Consider the following 20,171-nt stretch of genomic DNA (forward strand, 5'->3'; position numbering starts at 1 on the left):
AGTGCTCACAATTTCACCAATTGAGCGCGAGAACCAACGGGTCTGGGTGGGCGTCAGCTCGTCCTAGTGCTCGTCGTCGCCGACGTCGGCGAGCGCGGAGGCCCGTTCCGCGTCGTCGACGAGTTGGTCATAGGTGATGACACGGATCCTGCTGCTCAGAAATTCGTTGTAGGTGCGCAGCGTCTCGGCGATGTGCGGCCTGACCTTCGGTTCCGCGAAGGCCGCCGACCCGATGACAACGGTCATCCCAGCGCTCTTGGTGTCGATACCGAACTTGGACCAGATGATGTCGCGCTCCCGATCGAGCTCCTTGAGATAGTTCTTGGCCTGGCCTGCGGCGTCGCTGACCTTGGCGCTGACGACGTACTGGTCGTATCCCCTGCTCTCATGGTCGGGCTTGATGAGTGGGGAGATGTTCGCCAGTTTGAGTTCCACGCCGTGTAGGGACCTGTCGGGTCGAATGAGGGCCAGGTCGAGCTGGTCGGTGGCGGTCAAGTTGCGGCGGCCGGTGGTGGACAGGAACTGTCCACCGAACACCCACGTCATGCGCTCCAGAGCTTTCTGCAGGTCGGCTTCCTTGCTGTCGGGGTCGGCAACGACCTTACGCAAGGCGTCCAGGTCCGATCGTCGGCGAGCATTCTCGGTGAGGGCCGCCAGCGCCTGCAGCTCGTTGATGCTGTCCTCGATGACCGCTGCCACGTCGGGCTGCTGTTGGAGGAGCCGGACAAGTCCCTGCACCGTGGTTCCTACCCCGTGCGCATCTCTGGCGGTGACGCCGAGATCGGTGGCCAGGTATGTACGCAAGCCGTGCGACCGGACCGGGCCGTCAAACGGGTCGTCCTGGCCAGCGAAGGCTGCGAGGCCACTGAGCTGCCGAAGCCGCAGCACAGGAACCCGGAAGTCTTGGAGCTCTGCTGGCCGTCCTTCGGCCTCGGTCACCCTAGCCAGGAATGAACGCCTCGGCGGCCTAACGCGTCGGCGGCCAGCATCTATCCATTCCTCGATGGGTCGAGCCTGGTCGACCAGGAACTCGCCGACATAGCGGCACAGCTGCTCGCGCGCCTGGAAGAGGTGCAAGGGCCGGCCACGGTATACGTGGTCTGCAACCAGCGTCGTACCGTCAGAGTCGATGACGCTGCCTCGACGTTCCTGACCCGGTACGAGCAGAACATCCTCGCACCAGCGCGGCAGCAACAGCGGATCCTCATGTCGATCGTTGACGAACAGCAAATCGCACGCCAGCCGCGAGCTGGAGGTCTCCACCGATCGAAGCCCGGCGCCGAATGCATCGCGGACGTCGCTGCGGCTGAGAATCGTACCCGGCTCGACCACCCAGAATCGCGGGTTGCCGCCGTCGGGATGATCAGCCGCCAAAGCTGTGATCAGGGTGTTCCACTGGTCGTCGTCGAGTCGCAGCGGTCCCGGGAACGGGGGTTTGAACGTAACGCCAGGGCCGCTGCGCCCTCGCCGCCAGACCTCACCGAGCCCAAGACGGCGCAGCACGGGACCCGTCAGCGGATTCGACAGATATGTCCGGTCGTAGCGCGCAGCGGCACGGAGCCCCACCGGACGCTCATCCGGATCACCCCCGGGCTCTTGGAGCCTTCGCCCCAGCGCAGCCAATTCGTCTATCACCGGCTGCAGGCCAACGATCGTGCCGATCGCGACGATCCCTGAATCCGGCCCCGAACGCCACAGAGCGACCTCGTCGCCAACGACAGCCGAGGTGTGTACAATCCTCTCCTTCCCGCCGCCCTCGGTGAAGAACAGCCATCGCCTCACGCCCTACCCCTTTCCCCTCCCACGCCGCGAAACGCTGACTCTAGCGGCCACCTCCGACAGGATGTGATCGGGTAGTAACGCAGGGCTCCTACATGGTCACGACGCTCTGCTCATCGCCGTGCCGCCGAGCAGGTCCCTGACGGCTCGCGCAGCCGGAGCGTGCAGTGGTTCGTCCTCAGCCGCCCAGGCGAGCAGTTCGGCGCACTTGAACAGCCGCATCGTGCGGCCGGTGACGGACTCCAGGTCTGCGCGCCGGCGTTCCAGGACCTTGTCGGCCAGGCCGGGCACAGCCAGGGAGCTGAACCACAGGTTCGCGGCGTCCAGGCCGCGGGGTGCGCGGCCCCAGTCTTCCCAGTCTAGGATCCACAGCTCCGGGCCGGTCATGTTGGCCCAGTTCAGGTCGGCGTGGGCGGTCGACCATTCCTCGATCGGCGTCTCGGCGTCGGGGAACACCTTGGCGATCGCGGTGCGGACCCGCTCGACGCTGATGGGCTTCAGGTCCGGAGTGGCGAGCCTCGTCGTGGACGCCTCGGCTAAAGCCTCCATCGCCCTGTCGAGCTCGGTCCACCAGCTGTCCGGCAACGAGCTCGCAGCGATGGATCGGCCGATCGGCGGCTCGTCGATTAGAGCCGTCTCATCGGCGCGCCACATGACCTGGCGGGCCGGGTCATGCCAGGACAGGCCGGCGTGCCAGGCCGGGATCGGGACGCTGGCCAGCACGCCGGCGGCTTCCAGGCCCCAGCCTTGGCCGTCGAGCCGCTCTAGCCCTCGGCATTCGATGCGAACCCAGGTGCCCCGGTCGCTGCGGTATCCCATCGACCGGCGCTTCTTCACCACCTGGTCGCGGTGCAGGCGGGTCATCAGCGCCGACTCGACGCGATCGACGACGTACTCGATGTTGACGTGCCGGAGGTCGAGCCGCTGGGAGGCGGGTAGCTGGGGCTTGGTGTTCCCGGTGGGGGTCAAGGTACTCCTTCGCTGCCTGAGGCAACGCTAGCCCGGTCGCGTATCAGGGTGCCTTGCCGAGCACAAGCTCAAGGATCTTTCCACTGAGCCCAGAATCGCGATGCAGGCATTCCGCCACGCGGGTCTGCCGGTATGACGAATCCTCACTGGGGACGAAACGGCTTTCGACTCTACCTACGAGGACTGGTAGGGCTACAGCTCCCCAGTCCACAGAGTCTAGGTATCGGACAACGGTGTGCTGTTCAAGGGGGTCCCGGCGCCTGTTCAATGAACTGGCCGTGACTGCCGAGCAGTTCATCTAGACCAAGGGGAGAATCGATGCCCGTCGAAGCTGAGCTGAAGGCACGGGTGCGGGATGTAGTTGCTGTCCGGACTGCGCTGACGATGCGTGCCGAGCGGCGGCGCGCCGTGTATCACGACACCTACTTTGACGCGCCCGAGCGGCGATTCATGGCCGACGGCCATGAGCTGCGCTTGCGCAGCGTTGAGACCGCCGACTCAGTACGCCACCTACTCACGTTCAAGGCGCCGGCCGTAGACGAAGCCAGCGGTTCTAAACCTGAACAGGAGACCGCTGTCGCCGACCGCGACGCGACCCACGAGATCTTGCTAGGGCTCGGATACAGCGTGGCTATCGAGTTCACCAAGAACTGCGAGAACTTCGAGTTCTCCGACAACGCTTATGACATGCTCGCCACGCTGGTCACCGTCCCGGAGTTGGACGGCACGTTCCTCGAAGTCGAGACGATCGTTCCCTCTGCCGCCGAGATCGCAGCTGCTCTGGATGCGGTACGCCGAGTACTCACGATGCTCGGGATCACAGAGGATGACCTCACCACCGAGCTCTACACCGACGCCGTTGTGCAGGCTCAAGCCGCCCCGCGAATTTGACGCTGACCGGCATACCTCTCCTCACTCACCGTCTGCCGCAGCGGCTTGTATCCCAGTTAGTAAGTTTCCTGTCGCGCTCTCCCGGGTCGTTCGAGCGGCAAAATTTTCAAGGACTGCGACAAGTTCGGCATCGGTGACACGAAGCCAGCTGTCGCGGTCGTAGAGCCACCACGAGCTGTCGTATCGCGCGATGTCAGTGATGGCGGACGTCAAGGATGTGGCTTCGCCAGCTGAGAACGCTGCATGCATTGCGCTATGGCTCATCTCCTTGACCGGAGCAGCCCGCCTACTCCCGTTCGATGCGAGACGGGGCACCTTCCGGGCCGCCGCTAGGACTGTCGGGTCAGTGATCAAATTCATCACAGCCCCCTGAGTCGCAGGCCGATGCGGCGCACCGTGTGCCGATACGGATGGGAGGCACGCGCGGCTGGCACGCGGGTGTTGACGAGGCGGGCGGCCTCGCGTAGGTGGATCGCCGCAGCATCCAGGTCGGGGATGACGTTGACGTTGAGCCGGGTCAGTACGTCGGCGACCGCTAGGGCGATGTCAGCGGCCCGGCCGATCGGCGAGCACCAGCGGCCCGTCCTTCTGAGGCGCGTCGCGAGCGTCTCGTTCATGACGAAGGTCATCCCAGCTCCCGGCTGGTCAAGCCGTAAAGCACTGTGAGGTCGACCGCGCGCTCGGCAGCGCTCGGGCCGGGGCGGACCATGCGGAAGGTCTCGGAATCGTGCGACAGGCCGCGAGTCTCGCACAGCGCTATCGCAGCCGGATTCGGCTCGGGGATGTCGATGGCGATCGCCCGCGCTCCTCGCTGCCCCGCATATTCGGCCAACGCGTCGAACAGGCTGGCGGCGACGTGCGGCTCTGTGGCGTACAGCGGGCCGATGCGGGCCGCGCCGAATCCGGGCCGCAGGACGCCGTAGCCGTGCAGCCGGTTGTCCTGCACATAGCCCACGGCGTAGCGGTCGCGCCCGCTGGCCCAGTCCACAGCCAGCGCCGTCCGCTCGGCAGGGAAGCAGTGCCCGTCGAAGGCGGCGGCCGGGCCGAGCTGGTCGGCGCTCAGCGGCATCACGTGTGGGTTGGTCGGGCGTGGGGCCGGGACGGCACTGGCGAAGGCGATGGTGCGCCAGCGGGTGATGAAGCCCCGTGCGGCGAAGAACTCGCGCAGCTCCGGCGGAGCCTCCAAGCCGACGGGCAGATCGGTCAGGTGGGCCAGTGCGGCGTCGGCGGTCGCCGCCCCGATGCCCCGGCCCCGGAATCCGGGGTCGACGACCAGAGCGCCGGTGAAGCAGAACCCGTTGTCGTAGCCGGCGGTCGCCATCGCCGAGACCGGGCGGCCGTCCAGCAGGCCGATCAGCAGGCCGCCGGGCCGGTGCCTGGTGAACAGCTCAAGGTCGCCGCGCCCAAGGCTCCAGCCCGCCCGGCCGGCCCAGCCCTCGATCATGGCGGCATCGTCGGCGCTGCCGCGCGCCGCGCGGAACCGCCCGGCCAGCCGGTCGGTCACCTGCGGGGCGGCGGGCGGGGTCTGAAAAGCGGTCATGACGTGTCTCTCCTGGTCGGTGGCGGATTCAGGCGCGCTGTTCGTCGGCGCTGGCCGGGCGGCGCAGCATCGGGAACATTTGCGGCCCGACGGGGAGCTGGATCGGGTCGCCGAGGTCGGTGTAGCCGTGGCGTACGTACAGCTCGCGGGTCCCGGCATCGCTGGCCTCCAGGTAGGCCGCGACCGGCTCCGGGGTCTGCTCCAGGCGGCGGTGGTGGGCGGTCAGCAGCTCGGTGCCGATGCCGCGCCGCTGCTGGTCGGGATCCACGGCAAGGATCGCGAGGTGGTCGTGACGCAGCCCGGTGGGGTGGTGCTTGGCGAGCAGGCCGTCGAAGGTCCGGAACCGGTCCACCCAGCGTTCGGTCACCCGAGCCAGCGCCTCGTCGTAGTCCGCGGCGAGTGCCTCGCCTTCCTCGCCGACCGGGAGCCACAGCGCGACCGCCGTCCGGTCGACGGTGGTGTAGACGTGGCCCCGCTCCATCGCCTCCTGCACGTACAGCCGGAAATAGCCGGGGAAGATGCGGCGGCGGTCGTCCTCGCCGGGGATCAGCCAGATCGACGGGGCCAGGGTCAGGAACGATCGGGCGATCACGTGGCTCAGAGCATTGGTGTCCTGGGGCTGCGCCGGGACAATCTGGTCGCGCGGGCTCACCGGGCGGTCCGCTCGACGCTCGCTGCTGTGGTGGACGAAGCAGCGAGGGCAGTGGTGCGGGCCAGCGCGGCTGCACCGCCGTAGCCGATCACGTCATAGGCATCGGGCTGGAGGCGCCTGAGGACCAGCGCCCAGATGATCCCGATCACGGCAGCGACGGCGAAGATCCCAGGCAGCACCTTGGTGGGCAACGAGCCGGGCGGGACGTTGAGCAGCACGTCGTAGTGGTCGACGCACAGCCAGGCCATGACGACCAGCAGCACGGTCGATACCGCCGGAGCGGCCAAGCGCCGCCAGATGTTCTCCTCGCTCGCTGTCGTGGCGAAGTACTTCACCACCGCCGCCGACGTAGCGGCCAGCAGCAGCAGGATCCCGAAGCCGCCGGTGGTCCCGCCCCAGAAGAACAACTGCCCGACCGGATCCCAATGCAGCGCCAACGCCAACCCGATCGCCACGGCACCGAGCAGACTCTGCACTCCCGAGGCAGCCTTCGGGACGGGTGATCCCCATCGCCGCCGGCAGCACCCGCTCGCGGCCCAGTGCCCACATGTAGCGGCCGACCGCGTTGTGGAACGCCAGCGCCGCCGCGAGCAGGCTGGTCAGGAACAGCGTGCGGGCGGCGCTGGCCAGCAGGCCCGGCGCCATGGCGAACAGCATCGTCGCGCTGCCAGGACCCTGAGCGGTTGCCACCACCTGGTTGCCGTAGTGCACGTCCAACGCCCAAGACGCACCGGCGTAGACGACGGCGATCACGGCCAGGGACACGAACGTCGCCAGCGGGATCGTGCGCCTTGCATCGCGGGCCTCCTCGCTGAAGACGGGCGCCTGCTCGAACCCGGTGAACCCGAGCACGGCGACCGCCAGGACGGCGCCGAGGCCGGTGAAGTGCAGGCTGGTCGGGGACAGGGCAGCAGCGCTGATCCCTCCGACCGCCGGGTGCGCCAGACCGCGCACCGTCAGGGCGACGATCACGACAAGCTCGATCGTCGACAGCACGCCCAGCAGGTGACCGGACAGGTCCACGCGCATCAGACCCAGGATCGTCACCACCGCCCACGCGCCGAACGCCCACACGCCCCACGGGGCGTTCACCCCGAAGTTGTCGGCGGCGAACGACTGCAGCGACGGGCCGATCATGCCGTAGAGCCCGACCTGCAGGACGTTGTACGCCACCACGGCCACCAACGCGCCGCCGACCCCGGCCGGCTTGGACAGGCCGTGGGAGATGAAAGCGTAGAAGGCGCCAGCGTTCGGGATCCGCTGGGCCATCGCCACGTAGCCGACGGCGAAGACGCCCAGCACCACGGCGACCACGAGGAACGCAGCCGGGACGCTGGTCAGGCCGGTCACGGCGTAGGCGGTGGGCACGACCCCGGCTGTCACGGTCAGCGGCGCGACCCCGGCCAGGATGAAGAACATGACGCCGGTGACGCCGAGCCGGTCGCGGGCCAGCGCGGCTGAGACCTTGCTGGGGGCTGGTGATCGTCTGGGCACGGAGAACTCCTCGGGAGAGGTCGGTAGCGGATAGGTGGTGCGCAGAAGCGGGTCAGCCGATGCGTTGGCTGGTCACGGCACTGCCAACAGCGGCCTCGGTATGTGCCAGCAGCTGCCGCAGCGGAAGCGTGCCGTCCAGAGGCTCCAGCGTTTTTTCCAAAGCCGCGGGATCTTCCAGCCGGCCCTGTACCTCGAACAGCGAAGGATGTCGGAGACCCGTCGCACGGGTCAGTCCGAATAGCACGAGGTGATGGGTGTACGCGTTGCCGTTGTGGACCTTGAGCTTGACGTCGATCGCCGGCCACTCCGCGGTCGTGGTGTCCATAGGCATCCACCGATCCGACACACCCAAAAGCTTCAGACGCGACGTTTTGCGGTAGACCAGGGCCTCAGCTGCCATCCGGCCGGCGACCCGCTCAGCCGCGTCAGCCGCGAGGTAGTTGAGCCAGTCCCGCACAGGCAGCCGCTGCTCGCCCCTAACTTCACGAACCAGCTCGCTGGTGAGCGACGACGGCTCGTCGGCGCCGGCGGTCGTCGTGTTGCCGTCCTCGCGGTCGGTGCTGGTGGTCAGCTCTCCGTCCTCGACGTCGATCGCGCGCAGGATCGCTAGCTCGCAAAGCAGGGCACCGGCAAGGCCGAGGCCGAGGATCCGGTCCGAAAGTCGAGGACGTCCGGAAAGATCGTCGTGGACCATGAGGAAGAAGTCGTCGGCCAACCGCTCGGTCCGTTTCAGCCCAGGCATGGCAATGTCATGAGGGTCGCGAGTGGCACTCCCAGTTCACTGAGCCGCTCCCGGCCGCCGCAGCTGGCGTCTTCGATCAGGCAAGCGGCCCCAAGGGGTTCGGCATCGGCCTGTCGGAGGATCCGCACGAGGTTCGCGATAGTGCGGCCGGTGGTGATCTCGTCGTCGACGATTAGGATGCGCTGGCCAGGTTCGATCCCGTACGCGTACATCTCGCGGCGGGCGCTGTGCGGCTCGATGAACTGGATGGTGCCAGGCAGGGCGAGCCTGAGCTTGTAGGCGATCTTGTACGGGAGGCCGCTCGCCATCGCGAGGCCGACGGCTGGCACGATCCCGCCCGCCTCCAGACCCAAGATGTAGTCCGGTTCGACTTCGGCAACCCCAAGCAGTGTTCGGCAGGCGGTCCAGAGCTGTGCGGAGATGTCGCCGATCGCGGCGGCGTCGGCGGGCTCCAAGAGCCCGTCGAGGGCGTGCATGATGCGCTCGGGCCGTCCGCCACGGTCGATCCCAAGGCGCGGGACAGTGCGCGCGTTCAGGATCTGGGCCGCGCGGCGGACGTCCGTCGAGAGGTTCTCACTGCTGTCCATATGTTCAGCGTCGGCGAACGCTGTGATCTGGGGAATGACGTGCTGCCGAACCAGTGCGGCACCCGTGCCGAATCGGTGGCCCCCGACGTGCTACTTGCGGACCTGGATCAGTGCGTGCGTTCCATCCGTTCGCCACTGCGCGCCGCTCGCGTCAAGCTGCTCGAGTTCAGCGAGGCCGATCCCCACAGCGACGTCGGACTTCAGGGTGCGAAGCGCAGCGACCGGGGAGGGGAAATAGCTGGTGAGCTCACCGAACGGCGTCGTCGCGGGCCAGGTGCAGTCGCCGACCAGCTTGCGGTAGTTCAGGTCCCCCTTGAGGATCGTTAGCGTCGCTTTCGACAGTTCCATGACGAGGTCGGTCGGCATCCGGTCGAACGGCAGTGGCGCGCACCAGAAGGCGTGGGTTCGTAGCTGAAGTGTGCCGTCGGTGAGCGCGGCCCACAGTCGGTGACCGATGTCGGCTGCGTCGCCAGGGGCCGCAGCGATGCGGCGCGTCACGTCGACGACGTCGGAGCCGTTGGCGTCGGACACGTAGTAGGGCTGCGGCTTGACGTGTAGGACGACTTGTACGGCCGCGCCGGTGGTCAGGAGATGGTCGATGAGCACCAGGTCGGCGAGTAGTTCCCGGCCGGCGTTGTCCGCGACCAGGTGGACCACCGCACTTGGCGCGTCGTCCAGGATCACCCAGGCGGTCGCGCTATCGTCGACGATCAAGTCGGCCTCTGGAGCGCCGTGATCGGGTCCCTTTGCGGTAATGCGGAAACCCAGATCGGCGCGGTTGCCCCACAGCGACGCGGTGAGCACGGCATGCCGCTGGTCCGAGAGGCCGAGGCCAGCGAGTGCGTCGAGGGCAGTTAACTCAGTCTCTACGAGGGGCGTCGCGAGCTCGGCCTGCTTGAACGGCGCGAATGTGTCCACGCCTCGCAATGGTCCGGGCCGGAAGTAGCCGACTGCTTCCAGAACTCTGCGGTAGAAGTAGGACTCAGCCCAGAGGAACGGCGCCTGCGCCCACGGGCGACCATACTGGTCGTCGCACCACTGCTCCCACATCGCGAAGTCGTGGACGTCGCTCGGCAGCTTCTGAATGTCACCGGCAATCGACTCTGCGAGGAGCGCCTCCAGCGCCTCATGAGCTGCGGGCGGGTACGGATACGCGTCGCGGATCTGCTTGATCAGGACCGGATGCCGCTGATTCCACACGCCCCAGGCGAATGATCCCGGGCTGTCGGACACGATCGGGGTCACGCGGGGTGCGCCGCTCGTCATCTGTTCAAATCCTTCGCTCAGCTGGTTCGGTTCAGGTGAAGGAGCGCGAGCCCGTCCGCGCTCCCGGTAAGGAGTTGGCCGCTGGTTCTGTCCCATGCCGCGCATTGGAGCGACGCGTCGAGCCGCGTCTCGGCGAGCTGAACCTGCCGACTGAGTGACCAGACCCGCGCCGTCCCGTCGGCGGATGCCGTGGTCAACACATCGTGATCATCGGCGAAGCCGAGCATCAGGATACGTCCGGCATGGCCGGTAAGGTGGGCAGTGAACCGTTCAGCAACGATGTCGCGCACGTAAACGTCGCCGGTGCCAGAGCCGACCGCGACGCGGGCTCCGGCCGGATCGATCGAAACGCACCGGGCCCACCCCGCGGGGTTGGCGAAGGAGTCGACGATGTCGCCAGACTCGGCGTCCCAGACGGTGACGGCTCCGCTCCCGCCGCAGGAAACGAGACGCTTGGCCGCCGCGTCGAACGCAATCGAGCGAACTCGTCCGGCCTGCGCGTCCCGCTCCCACACCAGCGCGCCAGTCACGGTCTCGAATAGCTGCACGAAGCCTCTGCCAGTCGTCACGGCCAGTCGGGCCCCGGAGTCATCGACAGTGACGGCCCAGCATCGGGGTTCTTCTTCGTTCAGCTCGAGCCGCCATTCGTCGTCATCAAGACGAAGAAGGAGAATCGTCCCGTCTCCGCAGCCCGTAGCGAGTAGACCGCCTCCAGATGCCGCGGACCAGATCCGTCCCCGGCCGGTGGCCTCGCGACGCTGGACCTCGCCAGTGCGCGCGGCGCAGATATCGATCGTCCCGTCGCCGTAGCCGAGGATCGCGACGCGGCCGGCGTCCGCGAAAGCAGTCGACCAAACGGTGTTCGCGCCGGAGCCCAGCTCGGTGACGTCGCGGCTCTCCGGCCCAAGCCATTGTCGCAATCCGCCGTCCTCGCAGCCGATGACCACGCCGCCGTCCCCGGTGCATGCGAGCGATCGGACCCAGTCGACGCCCATCGGCATCTTTACCTCGCCTGCGAGACCAGTCGCGGTGAACGCCCGCACTTTCGCGTCTTCGTCGGCGACGAGCGTCAGATCACCACGATCGGACTGGACGACGCTGCGGGGCCTCGCAGCTGGTGTGGCAATCTCCCGTACCGCTGTGAGCCGACCGCCCGCCACGTTCCACAGCCGAACGGACCGGTCCCCTGACGCCGATGCCAGCAGCGGTACGTCCGGTGCGAAGGCCACGGCTCGCACCCAATCGTGGTGAGTAGCCTTCTCATCGCGAAGAGTACCGGACTCCAGATCGAAGACCCTGACGAACTCGTCCTCGCCTGACACTGCGACGATGCTGTCTCCGCATCCAATGGCGACCGACCAGATAGGCGTACCGCTGGTCTCCATCGCGCGCAGCAGACTTCTCCGGTGCACGTCCCAGACGTACGCGTTTCCGTCCTCCGCCCCGGACACAAGGATCGAGCCCGCGTCGTCGAAGGCGAGAGATCGGATACGCCGCGTATGGCCCAGCAGCAGGCCCACGAGCCTGCCCTCGGGCACCCGCCACAGCCGGATTACGGCGTCATCCCCGGCAGTGGCAAGCAACGTGCCGTCGCGCGTGAGCGCGGTGGCGTAGACCCACCCCGCATGACCGCGGCACTCGCGGATCAACGCCGTACGCTCGCGGTCCCACAGGCGCACGACGCCGTCCTCGCCTCCGGAAGCGACGAGTTCACCACTAACCGAGACGCTGACCACCGCGCCGACGTGCCCGCCGGTCGCGGTCTGGTCCGTCAGCCGTCTCGCCCAGGTCGGCACAACTGGCGAGGCAGCTTCGGAGGCGATCATGCGAAGCTCGTCGACGGTGGTGTCGAGCGCTTCTTGGCGCATCGACGCCACTAGCAAGGTGGTCGCGAGATCAGCCGGTTCATTGAGGTCACGCAGGAGGTATCCGGCATCGGTCATCGCGACGGCGGAGGCGTGCAGATCGCGATCGAACCCGACGTGGCCGGTCGACACGGTGGCAGCGCGCAGCGCCTCCTGATCGGCTGCCAGGGACTGATGGCCGACGTAGGCCGCCTTGTTCACGATGTACCGCGGCGACGCCAGGAGCGCGACAAGTTCTGGATCGAGGGCTGCTTCGTGCAGGTGGTATGACAAGTAGCGCCACATGTAGGAATGCTCAGGACCGAGGGACGACCACTCGCCGCCGGGGCGGTACGCGTCGACCAACGATCGGTGCAGCTCGGACCACCCGTCTCCGATCTCGTTTCGGAGGTACGAGCGGAACACGTCGTGCAGGACGATCGCGTCTCGATCGGCCTGGTAGGAGCCGATCAATGATCGATCAGCCAGGATCCGGCAGAACTGTCGGACCGAGGTTCTTGACCACCCCGACGCGTGCCGCCACCACTGGGTGAGCACATCGATTGGGACCGGCACCGATGGCGGAAAGGCGGCCAGTGAGAGGTACCGCTCCCGCAGCCCGGTTCCGCCGCTGATCGTGACGTGTTCGTCGAGGCTCCGCAGGCTCGCCATGATCGCATGACCGATAGCGCTGTGACGTTGGTCCGCGTCCCAGACGTCGAACGCCCTGGGGCCGTAGATCCGCAGTGACTCACCCGCGTCCGAAGCGGCGCGGCCCATCGGGGCACCGGAACTCACGTCGTTCGACACATTCGCGCCGACGATCGTCGCGAGCAGTGGCCATCCGCCGCACAGTTCAGCCAGACGGACTGCGTCCGCGCGCGGCAGAGACGCGATCGCCCGGCTCAACAGTTCGCTGATCTCGTGCGGGGACATCGGGCCCAGCCGGAGCACCTGGGTTCCTGTAGGACAGACGCGAAGGTTCCGCGTCGTCACCAGCCGCACGCATCGCGCGCCTCCGAGGAGGAACGGGGCGAGGTCGGCGGCTGACCAGACGTTGTCGATAACGAGGAGCACGCGCCGATCGCCCAAGACCCGTGCCAGGTGGAAGCCGGCCTGCTCCGGATCAGTCAAGGCTGGCCGGACACCTTCCAGATGCACGCACACGTCGGAGATGAGCTCGACGATGCGGGCCGGAGTGCAGTCCTCGCCGGTCTCGACCCACAGGATCTGCGGGAAGAGCTCCTGCACTCGAGGATCGTGGCAAGTCTGTGTCGCGAGCGTCGTCTTTCCGAAGCCGCCCGGCCCGCAGACCGCGACGGGATGGTTCTCGGTGCTGTCCCATGCCGCTGTAAGCGAGGCGATCAGCGTCTCGAAGTCGTTGTCTCTGTCGATCAATCCGGGCTCCGCTGGCGGGATGAGGATAAGACTCCCGGAGCTCACGGACGCGTCGTCAACACCGCCGTCGAGAATCTGTCGGAAGCGCCGTGCGACGTCGCCGCCTGCTCGTTCGAGGACGGTGTCGAGAAGGGCTTGGGAGTCCGGGACCGGGATCAGCTCCGCGCCGCCAGCCTCCCACTTGGACACCGTGCGATGGCTGATCCCGAGGTGTTCGGCGAACACACGAAGGCTCATGCGCAGCGCCATGCGGAGCGCGCGCGCTTCGCGCCCGGACCACTGCTGTACACCGTCCACGCGGGCTCCTGTTCGCGACCGATCACCACCATCAGGCTACTGCCACTCGCACGGCTGTCGGGTCCACCGGTTCAGCGCGGGTTCAGCACCGGTTCGGCGCGCGGACGTCCCGATTGACGCGCTTTGTCGGCGACGCTCGAAACGAACCCCGTACGAGCAACCTGTGAGGCCAGCGACTCCGATCCGGCCCGCGCTCCGGCGTGGACACGTACAAGCGAGGGATGAGGCCCGTCATGTCACGTACCCGCGTAACCGTCGACGAGAGCACCATCGAGTTCGAGATCGGCGAGGCCACGCCATCGCCGCTGTCGATCGTCGAACGCAAGGGCCACGGTCACCCTGACACGCTGGCCGATCACTTGGCCGAGCACCTGTCCGTGGCCTACAGCCGCTGCACGCACGAGACGTTCGGCGCCGTCCTGCACCACAACTTCGACAAACTCGCGCTGTTGGGCGGGGCATGCGAGGTCCGCTACGGCGGTGGTCAGATGCTCGACCCGGTTCGCGTGCTGGTTAACGGCCGCGCGGCCGGCTCGTGCGGGGGATCGGCGATCCCCGTGGACGAGATCATCGTGGAGACGGTACGCGGCTTCTTCCACGACCGTCTGCCAGAGCTCGACGAGCACCTGAAAATCGAACTGAACGTCACGAGTAACTCGAGCCCGGGAGCAGTCCACACCGACGACGGCTCCTCGCCGGAACGTACGAAGTGGTTCGAGCCGAGCTCAGTGGAGGATCTGCGGGAGCGGCAAGTCCGGATCGCCAACGACACTTCGCTCGGCACTGGGTACGCGCCGGCCAGCGACTTCGAGCGGTTCGTCAAGGACCTGGTCGACCGGTTCACCACGGTGAACGACTTCACGCTCGCCCATCCGTGGTGCGGCTCCGACGTCAAGCTCATGGGGTACGCGACCACCCAGGAGATCGACGTCGTGACCTGCGTTCCGCAGAAGTCGTCCTTCGTCAGCTCCCGCGCGCAGTATCTGGAGAACAAGGAGACGGTCGCAGCCGAGTGCCGCCGGCTGGCCGCCGAGCGTTTCCCCGAGTTGCCCGTCAACTTCCGCATCAACGTCCGCGACATCCCCGAACGCGACGAGCTGTACCTGACCCTGACCGGCAGCTCCATCGAGTCCGGCGACGAGGGCGTCGTCGGCCGGGGCAACCGGGTCAGCGGGCTGATCACCCCGTTGCGGCCGATGAATGTCGAGGGCGCGAACGGCAAGAACCCCGTTTACCACGTCGGCAAGCTCTACAACGTCGCCGCCGTCCGCCTGGCCCAGGCGCTGCACGAGGCCACCGGCGACTACGCCGAGGTCCACCTGGTCAGCGCGACCGGTCAGCGACTGGACCGGCCGTGGCGGGTGCTGATCCGGCTCGCAGTCGGAACGGTCGACACCGATGCCGTCATGCCGCTGGTGATGAACACGCTGAATGGCTTCCCCGCGCTCACCGACGAGATCCTGGCCGACGGCCTGGTGCTGAGCTGATGACCCGAACCGGAGCCCTGGAGCCTGTTCCTTCCGGCTGCCGAGAGCGGATCCTCGCGCACTACGGAACCGACGCCGAGACCTGGCTGCAGGCAGTGCCGCAGTTCCTCGCTGCCGCCGCCGCTCGCTGGGGAGTGGCTCTGAGCGGCTACCACGACGCCGGTCACGCCTCCGTGATCGCGCGCGGCAGTACCTGTGACGGTGCCGACGTACTCCTGAAGGCGTGGTTTGACGAGCGGTACATTCGCGAGACGACGGCTCTGCGACTCTGGCAGTCCGGGCCTGTGACGAGTCTCATCGGATGTGCCGATGATCTTCAGATCGCCATGATGGGAATAGTCGGCGAACGACCCGGAGGGCAGCCACGTCCGCCACAGGACGCGCCGGCCGTAGCCGCGGCGATCGCCGAGCTGCACACTGTGACGCTTGACCAGGCCAGTCGCAACCTGCCCTTGCTCTCCGACTACCGCGACATCGACATCCTGCCCCGCGTCCGCAGACGGACTGCGATCTTCGCGGACAGAGTCCCGAGCGACTGCGTCCACGCAGGTACCGCAGCCTGCGACCGACTGCCCGAAATCGGCGGCCCCCCGGTCCTGCTGCACGCCGACCTGTATCGCGAAAACGTGCTGTGGGACAGCGACGGCCAGCCGGTCGTCATCGACCCCCTGCCAATGATCGGGGACGCGGCATTCGACTGGGCGTTCTGGACCGTCTACTACGACCTCGCGGACGGGCAGGACGAACGGCTCCGCTTGGCGGACCTGCACGGCACCGCGACCAGAGAAGCCATCCTGACCTGGTCGGCAGCGCTGGCACTGGACGGGCTCCTCTTCTACCTGGAGGCCAGAGACCAGCGTGTCGCACGCATGATCGAAGTCCTGCGTGGTTTCGAGCGCTGCCGTCTCGCGGCAGTGCCTCCGTAACGGAGTGTAGCGGCGCTTGATGATTCGCGCGGGATGTACCCGCTGGAGTTGATACCTTCAGCAGCGGAAACATCTACCCCTACGAGGAAGAGGCCCTCATGCATGATCCTCGCGTCCTTCTGGACCCGGAGACCGACGCCGTCCGTCGCCTGGCGCGCCGCGGCTACTCCCTGGATCTGTCTTCGCTGGAGTCTCTCTTTTCTAGTCGCAACTCCGCAATCCAGGCGACCGACCAGCTCCGCTCCGAGGCCAGGCGGATCGCTGCCGACGTGCAGAAGACCGCCCGCGAAGGTGGCGACACGGTGGCGCTCAAGGAACGCGCTCGCGAGTTGAAGAGCGAAATCGCCCAGCGCGAGGAGGAGCAGGAAGCGCTCCAAGCCCAGATCCGCGAGCTGATGCTGTCCATCCCGAACCTGCCGTCGGACGACATTCCGGACGGCGACTCGGACGACTTCGCGGTCGAGGTCCGCAGCCACGGAGCGGTTCCGTCGTTCTCTTTCGAGCCGAAGGATCACGTCGACCTCGCCGAGACGATGGGCATTTTCGACTTCGAGCGCGCCACCAAGCTGTCAGGACCTCGGTTCGTCGTGGCGCGCGGCGCCGGCGCGGCCTTGGAGCGGGCGATCGCCTCGTTCTTCCTGGACCTGCACACGTCCCGCCACGACTACGTCGAGTACTCGGTGCCGAACCTGGTCACTCGCGAGACGATGACCGGGACCGGCCAGCTGCCGAAGTTCGAGGCTGACCTATTCAAGACCGGCGTCGGCTCACGTGACTTGTACCTGATCCCGACGGCGGAGGTTCCGCTGACGAACCTCTACGCCGACGAGATTCTCGACACCACGTCGCTGCCGCTCGCGATGACCGCGCACACGCCCTGCTACCGGTCGGAGGCCGGTTCCTACGGTCGTGACACCCGCGGCCTGATCCGTCTGCACCAGTTCTCGAAGGTCGAGATGGTGCGGATCTCCGCTCCCGAGGCGTCGAGCGACCAGCTGGAGCAGATGGTCGGCCACGCGGAGGCTTGCCTGCGCGAGCTGGGCCTGGCGTACCGCGTCGTCGTCCTCCCGGCCGGCGACATGGGTTTCTCGGCAACCAAGACGTACGACATCGAGGTATGGCTGCCCAGCCAGGGCAAGTACCGCGAGATCTCCTCCTGCTCCGACTGCGGCAGCTTCCAAGCCCGCCGCGCCAACATCAGGACTCGCGACAAGGACGGCAACCGAGGCTTCGCCGCCACGCTCAACGGCTCAGGGCTGCCGATCGGCCGCACGGTGGCCGCGATCCTGGAGCAGTTCCAACAACAGGATGGTTCGGTGCTCATGCCGGAAGTCCTCGTCCCGTACCTCGGCTTCCGACGCCTCGCGCCGGACGGAACACCGGAGAAATAGATGCTCGTCGGCGTCTGCGACTTCCCTGGGCCATACGACTTCCCGCTGGCCGGATACGGCGGGATCGAACGATGGCTGTGGGCCACGGCCCTCGGAGGAAGACTCGCAGGCGCCGACGTCCATCTGCTCGGCCCGCGATGGCGCCGAGAGGTCGGCGATGACTGGACCATCAGGCCGATCCGCCTGGAGGACGTCGAACCCGGTTCGCTTGAAGCGAAGGAGCTGCGGGCCGCCGGGTACGACCTTCTGATCGTCGGTCACGAGTACCCGTCACACCACGACTGGCGTCGCACCTGGGACTTCCTAGACTGCGAGGTCGCGACGTTTCAACACGCACCGAGCTTCGTCCACCGAGACGACGCGTTCGACGGCGAGCGATCGCGGCTGTACTGCTACTCGCCGGAGATGGTCGAGCGGTACGCCGAACACCAGCCGGTCCTCGAGCTGGCGGTCCACCTCGGGCTCGACGAGGACGACGGGGAGCCGATCGACGGCGAGGACCTCATTTGGGTCGGAAGGCTCGACGCGGACAAAGCGCCGCACCTTGCCGCGATGGCCGCTGGACTGCTCGGCCGCCGAATACGCTTCTTCGGGCCGGTCTTCGACTCCGCCTACATGGAAACGTACAGTGACCTGTTCGCGGCTCCGCATGTCGAGCTCGTCGGAGAGGTCGGCGGTGCCGTGAAGGGGGCGGCTTTTCGCGAAGGCGCTGTCTGCGTCTACACCTACGGCCGCCACTACGTCGAGGCTGGCGTCGCAACGCTCGGAGAGTCGCTGCGCGCTGGCACTCCCGTCGCCGCTCTCGCGTGGCGGTCAGGAACATGCGCCGACGCGGCGCTGTGTGACGGGGCGGGGACGACGGCCGTCGTCACTCCGCAGACCGACGACAAGCAGGCCGCGCACGAGCTGGCCGCGGCGATCGAACGGGCCGCCACGCTGCGCGCGACGGACGTACGAACAGTCGGGAGACAACTTTTTGACCCCCAACGCCATTTTCAGCGGCTCGCCACCCGCCCGTGAATCCGCCGACGAGCGACCAAGTTGTCGCGACGCTCCGGCGCGTTTTCGGGCCGCAGTGGATCGTTGACGTTCACGGCGACGACATCGCGATCGAACACAAGCAGGCGGGCAGCCCTTTCCGGCCCGCGCGCCGACCGCCGTCATGGGCAGAGCTGCTGGCTTCTCTCGACTCGGCGTTCGGCGACGTCGGATATCCCCGGTCTGACCCCCTGCCGCTGCGCTGGGGCAAGGAGACCGACTTCGTCATCTCCGCGATCCAGGCACTCGATCCCCACGTGAAGTACAAGGAGCCCTTCACCTACCGAGAAGGCTTCCTCGCCCAACCTGTTGTCCGTCTCAACGCGCGCCGCGACGCAGACGGGCACCTCATCGCAGGACGCGTCACCTCCTTCGTCAACACATCCCTCGTCCGCCGGATCGCGAGTGTCGAGGAGCACGCAGCAACCGTCGACGTCTGGCTCACTGTCCTGTCGAAAATCGGACTTCACGCCCGCCACATCAAGACCTACGGCAGCGCTACGACGTGGCAACGCCGAGAGGTTTCCGGCATCACGCTCCGCTTCGCCCACGCCGGAATGCCGATCGGCGACCTTGTCCTCATCTGGAACACCGACGAGCCCGCCTACATGGTCACCGACCTGGGATCCGGCCTGGAGCGCCTTCGTTTGGCCCGGACTCGCGGCGATTGGGCTCGAACCGTCTTCGGTGACCTCGCTGAAGCCGTCAACACGGACACGCTCGACGCTGTCCGGACGCTGACGCTCATGCTCGGCTCGGGCGTCCGGCCCTCGGCCAGGGGCCCGGGATCTGCCGCGCGACGGCTGCTTCAGTCGATTCCCGCTGGCGAGACGTCACTCGGCAGCAGCGCGGCGGTGCGAGCGACCCACGACTACTGGTCCCTGGTGACGCGCCTACAGACCCCCTGGCATGAGATAGCCCGGCTCATCGACGATCGGAACGGACATGGATGACGGCGATCTCCGTGAGGTCGGCCTGCTGATCGACACGCTGCGTCAGGTCTTCGGCGACTTCGACATGCCGCTCTGGAAGCCCTACTCGGTGAACGCGAAGAGCACGGACAGCACTGTCCGCCTCAAGATCTATAGAGGGATCTCGCCAGCTCAACGTCAAGAACGCGAACGCGCGGCCATCGAACAGGCGCCCAGTCACGGAATCCCCGTGCCGAGACTCCTGCATTCTGGCGCGACGGCCACGACGACGTGGAGCGTCTTTGAGAATGTGGCTGGCAGTCCCGGGCGGCTGGACAACGAAATCGGGCTCGACGCGTTCGTCGACAACGTCGTTGAGCTCATGACGAGACTCCACGACGGACGCGGCTTGGCCTGCTGGCCTGGCAGCTGCCAAGACCGGCCGAATAGCGCGTCCGTGAACGAACAGCTGTCCCATCGAGCACGATCCCGTCCATGGTGGCCTGAACTCTGTGAACGACTTCGGATCCTGGATTCGGTCGACAGCATCAGGTTGCACGGGGACATCAAGCCCGAACACTTCATCGCTTCCGATCATGAGCGCTACGTCGTCGACTGGGAAGCCGCGACGGTCGGCCCAGCCGTGCTCGATTACGCAGACTTCCTCTTCCACACGGTTCGCGACCTCATCTACGCCGGCCGAAACGCTCCTGAACAGCTCGCGGCGCGCTGCGGTGGTGGCATGCAGGCTCTCGGCGTCACGCTGGCCTGGCGTGTCGTCCTCTGGACGGACCGCCGCCGTCCAGCTGATCTCGATCTTCTACCGCATCGAACGCTCACGAGTCTCGCCGCGACGGACGAACCGGCTGATCTAATCGCTCACCTCGCCTCCATCATCGCCGCTATGGCCGAACACGGAACACCGCGGTAATGGTGCCAACAGAAGGAAGGTCCTAGTA

At 67.0% G+C, this 20,171-nt stretch carries 17 protein-coding genes; 7 read left to right on the forward strand and 10 right to left on the reverse strand.

Features of this window, described 5'->3' with window-relative positions; genetic code table 11:
• Positions 1–63: 63 nt before the first annotated feature.
• Both ABD481_RS16540 and ABD481_RS16545 read right to left on the reverse strand, forming a co-directional pair.
• The gene (locus tag ABD481_RS16540; protein ID WP_344666554.1) at positions 64–1,782 is read right to left on the reverse strand and encodes a Shedu anti-phage system protein SduA domain-containing protein; all 1,719 of its coding nucleotides are present in this window, start codon (positions 1,780–1,782) and stop codon (positions 64–66) included.
• Between the two features lie 96 nt (positions 1,783–1,878).
• Entirely contained in the window at positions 1,879–2,748 is an 870-nt protein-coding gene (locus ABD481_RS16545; RefSeq protein WP_344666555.1) for a hypothetical protein, read from the reverse strand.
• 318 nt (positions 2,749–3,066) lie between these two features.
• On the opposite strand from ABD481_RS16545, the gene cyaB reads away from it, so the two are divergent.
• Entirely contained in the window at positions 3,067–3,639 is a 573-nt protein-coding gene (gene cyaB, locus ABD481_RS16550) for a class IV adenylate cyclase (protein WP_344666556.1), read from the forward strand.
• Positions 3,640–3,998: 359 nt separating this feature from the next.
• Here cyaB and ABD481_RS16555 read toward each other — a convergent pair whose 3' ends face one another.
• From ABD481_RS16555 to ABD481_RS16590, 8 genes are all read right to left on the reverse strand, one after another.
• Positions 3,999–4,268, reverse strand: a complete 270-nt coding sequence (locus tag ABD481_RS16555; RefSeq protein WP_344666557.1) for a hypothetical protein — start codon at positions 4,266–4,268, stop codon at positions 3,999–4,001.
• Complete coding sequence (locus ABD481_RS16560) at positions 4,265–5,179, reverse strand: GNAT family N-acetyltransferase (RefSeq protein WP_344666558.1); 915 nt, start codon at positions 5,177–5,179, stop codon at positions 4,265–4,267. The genes ABD481_RS16555 and ABD481_RS16560 overlap by 4 nt, the downstream gene beginning before the upstream one ends.
• A 28-nt stretch (positions 5,180–5,207) precedes the next feature.
• A complete protein-coding gene (locus tag ABD481_RS16565; RefSeq protein WP_344666559.1) occupies positions 5,208–5,831 on the reverse strand; it encodes a GNAT family N-acetyltransferase in 624 nt (207 codons plus the stop codon).
• A gap of 93 nt (positions 5,832–5,924) precedes the next feature.
• Entirely contained in the window at positions 5,925–7,325 is a 1,401-nt protein-coding gene (locus tag ABD481_RS16570) for an APC family permease (RefSeq protein WP_344666560.1), read from the reverse strand.
• Between the two features lie 52 nt (positions 7,326–7,377).
• On the reverse strand, positions 7,378–8,040 hold the full coding sequence (locus ABD481_RS16575) for a GOLPH3/VPS74 family protein (RefSeq protein ID WP_344666561.1): 663 nt from the start codon (positions 8,038–8,040) through the stop codon (positions 7,378–7,380).
• 14 nt (positions 8,041–8,054) lie between these two features.
• The gene (locus ABD481_RS16580) at positions 8,055–8,654 is read right to left on the reverse strand and encodes an orotate phosphoribosyltransferase (protein WP_344666562.1); all 600 of its coding nucleotides are present in this window, start codon (positions 8,652–8,654) and stop codon (positions 8,055–8,057) included.
• Between the two features lie 90 nt (positions 8,655–8,744).
• Positions 8,745–9,920, reverse strand: a complete 1,176-nt coding sequence (locus ABD481_RS16585; RefSeq protein ID WP_344666563.1) for a damage-control phosphatase ARMT1 family protein — start codon at positions 9,918–9,920, stop codon at positions 8,745–8,747.
• A gap of 17 nt (positions 9,921–9,937) precedes the next feature.
• A complete protein-coding gene (locus ABD481_RS16590; protein WP_344666564.1) occupies positions 9,938–13,459 on the reverse strand; it encodes an NB-ARC domain-containing protein in 3,522 nt (1,173 codons plus the stop codon).
• 233 nt (positions 13,460–13,692) lie between these two features.
• Here ABD481_RS16590 and ABD481_RS16595 point away from each other — a divergent pair, with 233 nt between their 5' ends.
• From ABD481_RS16595 to ABD481_RS16620, 6 genes are all read left to right on the forward strand, one after another.
• Complete coding sequence (locus tag ABD481_RS16595; RefSeq protein WP_344666565.1) at positions 13,693–14,946, forward strand: methionine adenosyltransferase; 1,254 nt, start codon at positions 13,693–13,695, stop codon at positions 14,944–14,946.
• The gene (locus tag ABD481_RS16600) at positions 14,946–15,872 is read left to right on the forward strand and encodes a phosphotransferase (RefSeq protein ID WP_344666566.1); all 927 of its coding nucleotides are present in this window, start codon (positions 14,946–14,948) and stop codon (positions 15,870–15,872) included. Before ABD481_RS16595 ends, ABD481_RS16600 begins: the two co-directional genes overlap by 1 nt.
• A gap of 98 nt (positions 15,873–15,970) precedes the next feature.
• A complete protein-coding gene (gene serS / locus ABD481_RS16605) occupies positions 15,971–17,263 on the forward strand; it encodes a serine--tRNA ligase (protein ID WP_344666567.1) in 1,293 nt (430 codons plus the stop codon).
• Complete coding sequence (locus tag ABD481_RS16610; protein WP_344666568.1) at positions 17,264–18,283, forward strand: glycosyltransferase family protein; 1,020 nt, start codon at positions 17,264–17,266, stop codon at positions 18,281–18,283.
• On the forward strand, positions 18,280–19,254 hold the full coding sequence (locus tag ABD481_RS16615) for a hypothetical protein (RefSeq protein WP_344666569.1): 975 nt from the start codon (positions 18,280–18,282) through the stop codon (positions 19,252–19,254). The genes ABD481_RS16610 and ABD481_RS16615 overlap by 4 nt, the downstream gene beginning before the upstream one ends.
• Positions 19,247–20,143 (forward strand): phosphotransferase family protein, encoded by an 897-nt coding sequence (locus ABD481_RS16620; protein WP_344666570.1) that lies wholly within the window; start codon positions 19,247–19,249, stop codon positions 20,141–20,143. The genes ABD481_RS16615 and ABD481_RS16620 overlap by 8 nt, the downstream gene beginning before the upstream one ends.
• The last annotated feature ends 28 nt before the right edge of the window (positions 20,144–20,171 follow it).

This window comes from Catenulispora yoronensis, from assembly GCF_039531695.1.
In the GTDB taxonomy this organism is placed as follows: Bacteria; Actinomycetota; Actinomycetes; order Streptomycetales; family Catenulisporaceae; genus Catenulispora; species Catenulispora yoronensis.